Raw genomic sequence first — 1,178 nt, forward strand, 5'->3', positions numbered from 1 at the left:
AGCCAGTGCTTTCCAAGCTTGGATGCGGTTCAATCAAGTCCGGGTGGGCAGCTCGAAAACCGATATGCTCACCGGGTTAATAAATACTGTTAGCTCAAGAAAATGGGAGATCGCCTCATCATCACCCATATTCCGTCACTGGTCGCCACGCTCCTCAATCGAGAGCGAGCAAAGGGATCGCCGCTCACGAAGGAGGAAGTCGAAACCATTCGAGACGAAGCACCTGCCCGGGTCCTGACTCCAGAGCAACGCGCGGCGGTTGATGAGCGACGGGGATACGACGACATCGACCCAGAGAACGCTTGGGAGGAGTGGCGAGCTGCCCGGACTGGATTGGTCACAGACGAGTGACGCCCGGCGAGTTGCCTGGACCTCACCCGCATAATCAAGAGCTAACAAGCCGGAGATGGCGACGCTTGACCGCGGCCTTGTTGCGCTCCGCTCAGGGTGGTAAAGACCGGCAACGGAATCGGTGCCGCCGCCATGGGGGTCGCGACGCCATTCCTCTGACGTTCGGCAAAAAAATCATGATTCGGCGCATCCTTTCATTTCTGACGTTTGGAGCACTCGGTGCCTCGTCTAGTTCAGTGGCGCAGGACAAGGAGGAGATCGACATTCGTGATCTTGATCCGGCGATGCAGGACCTCGTCCGCGACATCGCTGGCAAGCAGGCCGCCGGACTCGATGATGCTGAGGTGATCGTTCACAGCGTGACAGAGCGCACTGAGTTTTACAGAGCCACCCCGCAGGACAACGAGAAGCTGATCGTCGTCGATGTCACCTTCAAGAATCACAAGCTTGGATTCGGACTAGCCGGAGTCGAACTGATAGACGGGCGTGCCCAGAAGGCACGGAGCTACGGAGGAGGGGCCTACCAGGTCTATTTGAAGGAGGACGGCACGTTGATGGAGGATCAGAGTGGTGAACATTTGATTGGTCCGATCACTTGGAAGAACGAGGATCCGATTCGTGTCTTCCTTGTATACTCGGCACCGAAGGACCTAGACCAGATTGGTCTCGGCTACTGGGGAAAGATTATCGTGGATCGCCCCTACAAAGTAGTGCCCGCACCAAACATCAAAGAAGCCGAATCGGGTAGGTGACGGGCTCTAACCGTCACCCCCCACACCACCCGGCATGCGGATCCGCACCGGGCGGTTCCAATTCGTCATGCCATC

General features: G+C 57.3%; 2 protein-coding genes. Both read left to right on the top strand.

The window, feature by feature from the left end:
* Positions 1 to 102: 102 nt before the first annotated feature.
* Positions 103 to 351 (top strand): hypothetical protein, encoded by a 249-nt coding sequence (locus IG178_RS24335; RefSeq protein ID WP_193215189.1) that lies wholly within the window; start codon positions 103 to 105, stop codon positions 349 to 351.
* A gap of 176 nt (positions 352 to 527) precedes the next feature.
* The gene (locus tag IG178_RS24340) at positions 528 to 1,103 is read left to right on the top strand and encodes a hypothetical protein (protein ID WP_193215190.1); all 576 of its coding nucleotides are present in this window, start codon (positions 528 to 530) and stop codon (positions 1,101 to 1,103) included.
* Positions 1,104 to 1,178 lie beyond the last annotated feature (75 nt).

This window comes from Neoluteolibacter marinus, assembly GCF_014904755.1.
GTDB lineage: Bacteria > Verrucomicrobiota > Verrucomicrobiia > Verrucomicrobiales > Akkermansiaceae > Haloferula > Haloferula marina.